Below are 6,000 nucleotides of genomic sequence, written 5' to 3' on the forward strand. Positions count from 1 at the left end.
TTTTCCCACTTTTGAATAGAAATTTTTCTTTTCAGACGGCCCGAGTATTCAAAAGGCCGTCTGAAACCTGACAGCATTGTAACGGAAACCCCAAATGAACCCAAATCCCCTGAAAATCCTCGTCCTCTTTTATTCCCAAAACGGCAGCACGCGCAACCTTGCCCGCCAAATCGCACGCGGTATCGAAAGCGTGGACGGTTGCGAAGCCGTATTGCGTACCGTGCCCAAAGTTTCCACCGTTTGCGAAGCCGTTGAAAAAGCCGTTCCCGACGAAGGCGCGCCCTACGCGACTGCCGACGACCTCAAAAATTGCGCCGGCCTCGCGCTCGGCAGCCCGACACGTTTCGGCAATATGGCCGCAGCGATGAAATACTTTATCGACGGCACCATTCCCCTTTGGCTCGGCGCAGAACTCGTCGGCAAACCTGCCACCGTATTCACCAGCACATCTTCTCTGCACGGCGGCCAAGAAACTACCCTGCTGACCATGATGCTGCCCCTGTTGCACCACGGCATGGTCATCAGCGGCATTCCCTATACCGAATCCGCGCTCAGCAATACCCAAAGCGGCGGCACGCCTTACGGCGCAAGCCATGTTTCCGGCCACGACAGCAAGCCGGCATTGACCGCCGAAGAAAACGACATTGCCTTCGCACAAGGTAAACATTTGGCAGAGTTGGCACGAAAATTGGCAGACTGATTTTTTGTGATAAAAAGATTGAGGCCGTCTGAAAACCTGATGATTCAGTTTTCAGACGGCCTTTTTAGTTATTTATAACTAGCAAAAAAATAAATATTTCTAATTAAACAAACTACTTAGAAAATAGGGATTAGAACATAGTTTCATCGGACTACATCTTTTTGATAGAATCTGCCACCAAATTAAAACATCAGCTAACTGGAGAAGCTATGTCACTACCCGTATTTCCCTATGGCAAATTAAGCTTTGCCGTCAGTCTGGCTTTGTGTTCGGCGTATTCTTTCGCGACCGAAGTAGAAAATAGCCAGCCGCAAGAACGTGTCGATTTACCGACAGTTACCGTCCAAGGTGTCGGAAAACAGACTACTTCCAACTACACCATTCCCGCATCTTCCGCCGCGACAGGCATCCGCCTGACCCAGCGCGAAACGCCGCAGTCCTTGTCTGTCGTCACCGAAAAACAAATGGACGACCAGGGTTTGGATACTTTGCAGGACGTGTTGAAACAAACGCCGGGCATGTTCCACAGCAAAATGGGCAACAACGTCTCCGGCCACAGCCAGTTTATTTCACGCAGTCAGGCGATTGACAGCATTTCCGTAGACGGCGCGCCCAAATTCCTTTACGACGGTAAAGCCATCCGCCGCGGCACCAACAATCTGGACAGCGCATTGTACGAACAAGTCGTCGTCGTGCGCGGCGCAAGCGGTTTGTCCAACGGCGGTATGGGCGAGCCGGGCGGTACGGTTGCGTTGGAACGTAAAAAACCGACTGCCAAGCCAGCCATCAGCGTGGAAGCCGGTGTCGGTTTGTGGAACCACTACCGTTTCGTCCTTGATGCCAATCATCCTCTGAATGCCGACAATACCTTGCGCGGCCGCGCCATTTTGGTCAGCGACCACGGCGGCGATTACCTGCCGAACACTTCGCGCCACAATCACACTTTCTATGGCATTTTGTCTTACGATCTCACGCCGCAAACCCAATGGCGCCTCGGTACGGAAATACACCGTTTCCGCAATACCGGCAGCTCGCGTTTCAGCTATCTGACAGCAGCAGGTAATCGCAAAGACGGATTCAAACCGTTTGAATCTTCGCCACGCAGCAATTCTTCCGCACGCTGGGCATACGGCAAAGACAACAGTGCCGAAGTATTCACTTCCCTTAGCCATGAGTTTGACAACGGCTGGAAACTGACTGGTGATTACAGCCATGTTTCGGGTAAAAACGACATCGTTTCAGGCATTGCCGGTACATTTGAAATCAATCCCGATTACTCTGCACTTTTCACTTCAGACCGCGACCGCAGCAAATACCGCGATCAGAATTTTGCGCTGGCCTTGGACGGCAATTATCCAGCGCTGGGCCGCTCGCACGAGTTCAATGTCGGCATCAGCTATCAGGACAACAAAGAAAACCTGTCTTTCTATGAAGAAGGCGAGTCGATGATTCCCGATTTGCGTAAATTTGACGGCAACATCGCCAAACCCGATATGCCGTATCTGCGCGATGGTTTTTCACGCATGAAAAACCTGTCGGTTTACGGCTCGACCCGTTTCAAACTGACCGACAAACTCGCCTTTATCGGCGGCAGCCGTTTTGTAGATTGGCGGTACCGTTACAGCACCAGCCGTAACAAATTCGCACACAGCAGCCACAAACAAAACGTTTTCATTCCTTACTTGGGCGTAACCTACGACATCGGCGACAATTTGACCGCCTATGCTTCTTACACCACCATTTTCCGTCCGCAAGTGCGTTATCTGACCAAAGACGGCGCAGCGCTCAAACCGCAGCGTGGCAAAACCTACGAGACTGGTTTGAAAGCGTCATGGTTTGACGGCCGTCTGAATGCTTCCGCCTCCGTCTTTATGAACAAACGCGACCATTTGGGCGTTGTTGCAGGCAAATTCGCGAATGGCGAAGAATACTACCGCGCAGCCGACAACACCACGACAAAAGGCGTGGAGCTCTCTGTCGGAGGCCGCCTGAGTGACAAATGGCTGCTGAATGCGTCTTATGCACGTTCCAAAATCAAAGACAGCGAAGGGGTTCAACTGCATCCGTCTTACCCGGTTCATTTGTTCAAACTCTTTACCGCGTATGACGTGACCGACCGTTTGAACCTGGGGGCCAACGTCAACTGGCAAAGCCGCAGCCACACACTGGACGAATACCCGGCAGACATCAATCCGGCCGCCGCCGCTGCATTGACTCAACGCCCATACGCCACGCTGGATTTGACCGTGCATTACAAAATCGGTAAATCTACCCGCATTGGTTTGGATTTTGAAAACGTGTTCAACAAACGCTACCGCACCATGCCGGATATTCACGTTTACGGTACGCCGCGTAGTGTGACTGCGACGGTTAAACACACGTTTTAATTGAAAAGAAAAGTAGGGCAGGCCGTCTGAAAACCTGAATGATTGGTTTTTCAGACGGCCTGAATATTTTCTGACATATTGTTTTTATGTTGAACCTGACTAAAATTTGCTCGGTATCTCGAGTGAAGAAATCAAAATGACAGGCACAAAAAAGACCGGAACGTATCCGGTCTTTTAAATGATGTCGCACTTACGCTTGGTAACCTTTCGCTTCGGCAAGCAGGGCCAGCAATTCTTCAGTCGTATCCCAACCGATGCAGGCATCCGTAATACTTTGACCGTAAACTTCAGGCTTGTCTTGGCGGCCTTCAACCAAGTGGCTTTCCACCATTACGCCCATAATGTGTTTTTCACCGGCTTTCAGCTGCGCCGCAACATCGCGCGCCACGTCCATTTGTTTGCGGAAGTCTTTACGGCTGTTGGCATGGCTGCAGTCCACCATCAGGTTGCTGCTCACGCCGGCTTTTTGAAGCTGCGCCACCGCGTCTTTAACGTGTTCCGCACTGTAATTAGGCTCTTTACCGCCACGCAAAATCGCATGGCAGTCAGGGTTGCCGCTGGTGTGGACAATCGCGGAATGACCGGCTTTGGTTACAGACAAGAAGTGGTGCGGATGATTGGCGGCGCCGATGGCGTCGATGGCGATTTTCAGATTGCCGTCCGTACCGTTTTTAAAGCCGACAGGGCAGGAGAGACCGCTGGCCAATTCGCGGTGTACCTGGCTTTCAGTCGTGCGCGCACCAATCGCGCCCCAAGAAATCAGGTCGGCGTAGTATTGCGGCGTAATCATGTCCAAGAATTCAGTCGAAGCAGGCATACCCATTTCGTTTAAAGTCAGCAACAACTGACGCGCTTGGCGCAGGCCGTAGTTGATGTCAAACGTACCGTCCAAGTGCGGATCGTTAATCAGGCCTTTCCAGCCAACGGTTGTACGCGGTTTCTCAAAATACACGCGCATCACAATCAGCAGCTCTTTCTCATATTTTTTGCGCAAGGGCAGCAATTTTTGCGCATATTCTACCGCCGCCTTGGTATCGTGAATCGAACATGGGCCGATGATGACCAGCAAACGGTTGTCGCGGCCGTGAACTAAATCCGAAATCTCATGACGTGTTTTATAAACCAAATTGGCAACCTGAGGCGTAACAGGCAGCTCATACAAATGTGCGATTGGAGGTAATAACTCTTTGACTTCTTTGATCTTAATATCGTCGGTAGGGTGGTGCTGGGACATGATGGACTCTCTTGTTTATTTTTGATACAGGTTACAGGTTTTAGCGGAATTAAACAAGGTTTAATTTTTTGTTTTAGCAATTTTATTCTAAAATTTCTTTATTTTAATTATTTTATGGAATTTAAAATCAGTTTATTTGTTTAAATTGATATTTAATGCTGTTATAAAATTTTGTCTATACAATGAAAAAATTGAGGGTTTATCGAAAATATGGGCCGTCTGAAAAAGTTCAGACGGCCTGAAGTTTTACATAGACCCAAAAATTGAGAAGCATGAAGGCTATCGGTATTGTTCCAGCAAGGGCGAAGAGAAAGGAGTCCAATACACGCCTTTAAGGCCGCTTTCAACCAATTTGTCATTCAGCCAAGTGTTACAAGTATTGAATAAATGATAGCGTCCTTTGGCTTCGTAAAAAGCATCGTTAGACTGATGATGAATTCCTTTTAGCAAGATGGGTTGTCCATTTTCTTGTTGAAAACTGGCCAAGAGCGATTTGGTTAAATTCCTGTATTGCTCAGGCGTGACCAAAAATTTGACGACGTGGCTATTTTCTCGCGGTTCAAAAGGATAATAAGTAACATGAATCAGCGTACGGTTCAGCCCGCTTAATGCACCAAAGGCATTGGAGAACGTCAAATCTTTCCACTCAGGCGTGTATAAATAAAAATTACGTTCTCCCCAGCCTAAACCGATATGCGTTATTTGAGGATCAGCGGTAAGCGTGTCTCTCGGATTGACGACATCCGACCAATCAAAAATATCATTCTTCAGCGGCATGACTACATCAGTATGCACGCCGTTACTGACTAGAAATAACGTAATGTCTCCTTTTGGCTGCTCTTCATTAAGCGGCAATGAAGCCATCATCCAAGCAGACAAAAAATACAATAGGGCAAAAATAGGGATGATCAGCACTATTTTGCCGATTTTTTTGAGGATGTGAAGGAAGGAGCACATTCGTTTTTTAAAAGTAATTGAGTTTGAAGGTGTGTATTTTCCATTAAATTTGTACTTTTTTCATTAGAAATGAGTGGGCGGTATAGTTATTAAAAAACAGTTAGATTTAGAAGTTGATTTACGCAAATTTCTTAAAAATTTAATCGGAGGGAGTTTTAAGGTTTGTTGATAAGGGGATTGAAATCAACTGGATTTATTACCTTTCAGACGGCCTTTTCCCCATTCATCCCATTCGCTTTACCATCAGCATAATCCAAGTTAATATATCAAATTCATTGTCATCTTTAAATTCAACACCATGACCGCCCGCCAATCCTACCACCTCACTTTCGCCCGTTTTTCCCCGTCACTTTCAGTCCGCTCCTTCAGCGCATCCGAAGCGGTCAATACCGCTTATCGGGTTGAAATCACTGCCACATCGACCGATTCCTCTTTGCCTCTGTCTTCCTACCTCAACCAACGCGCAGCATTTGAGATTCGTCCGCAGGAAGGCTTACTGTCGGAAGTGGCCGGGGTGTTCGGGTCTGCTTCAGACGATCCGCCGGCGAAGCAATGGCAGGGCATCATCACCTCATGCGAGAAGTTGTCGGTATCTAAGGATGAAACCGTTTACCGCTTTGTTTTAGAGCCGCGCTTCGCGGCTTTAAAACATTTCCAAACTTCCCGGCTGTTCCAACACCAAACCATTCCCGACATCATTGTCGCCGTCTTCAAACACCACG

Annotated in this window: 5 protein-coding genes; 3 read left to right on the top strand and 2 right to left on the bottom strand. The window is 48.3% G+C overall.

Going from position 1 to position 6,000, the window contains the following annotated elements; translation table 11 throughout:
- Positions 1 to 94: 94 nt before the first annotated feature.
- Together wrbA and ACTHUG_RS10270 are read left to right on the top strand one after the other, a co-directional pair.
- The gene (gene wrbA / locus ACTHUG_RS10265) at positions 95 to 700 is read left to right on the top strand and encodes an NAD(P)H:quinone oxidoreductase (RefSeq protein ID WP_440386701.1); all 606 of its coding nucleotides are present in this window, start codon (positions 95 to 97) and stop codon (positions 698 to 700) included.
- Positions 701 to 909: 209 nt separating this feature from the next.
- Positions 910 to 3,087 (top strand): TonB-dependent siderophore receptor, encoded by a 2,178-nt coding sequence (locus tag ACTHUG_RS10270; RefSeq protein ID WP_440386702.1) that lies wholly within the window; start codon positions 910 to 912, stop codon positions 3,085 to 3,087.
- A gap of 190 nt (positions 3,088 to 3,277) precedes the next feature.
- Here the strand turns inward: ACTHUG_RS10270 and aroG are convergent, their stop codons facing one another.
- Both aroG and ACTHUG_RS10280 read right to left on the bottom strand, forming a co-directional pair.
- Positions 3,278 to 4,321, bottom strand: a complete 1,044-nt coding sequence (gene aroG / locus ACTHUG_RS10275) for a 3-deoxy-7-phosphoheptulonate synthase AroG (protein WP_188213121.1) — start codon at positions 4,319 to 4,321, stop codon at positions 3,278 to 3,280.
- A gap of 279 nt (positions 4,322 to 4,600) precedes the next feature.
- Complete coding sequence (locus ACTHUG_RS10280; RefSeq protein WP_440386703.1) at positions 4,601 to 5,278, bottom strand: TIGR02117 family protein; 678 nt, start codon at positions 5,276 to 5,278, stop codon at positions 4,601 to 4,603.
- A 298-nt stretch (positions 5,279 to 5,576) separates the two neighbouring features.
- Between ACTHUG_RS10280 and ACTHUG_RS10285 the strand changes: the two genes are divergently transcribed.
- A partial coding sequence (locus tag ACTHUG_RS10285) for a contractile injection system protein, VgrG/Pvc8 family (protein ID WP_440386704.1) occupies positions 5,577 to 6,000 on the top strand: 424 nt, incomplete at its 3' end.

The organism is Neisseria sp. P0022.S009, from assembly GCF_051956675.1.
Classification (GTDB): domain Bacteria; phylum Pseudomonadota; class Gammaproteobacteria; order Burkholderiales; family Neisseriaceae; genus Neisseria.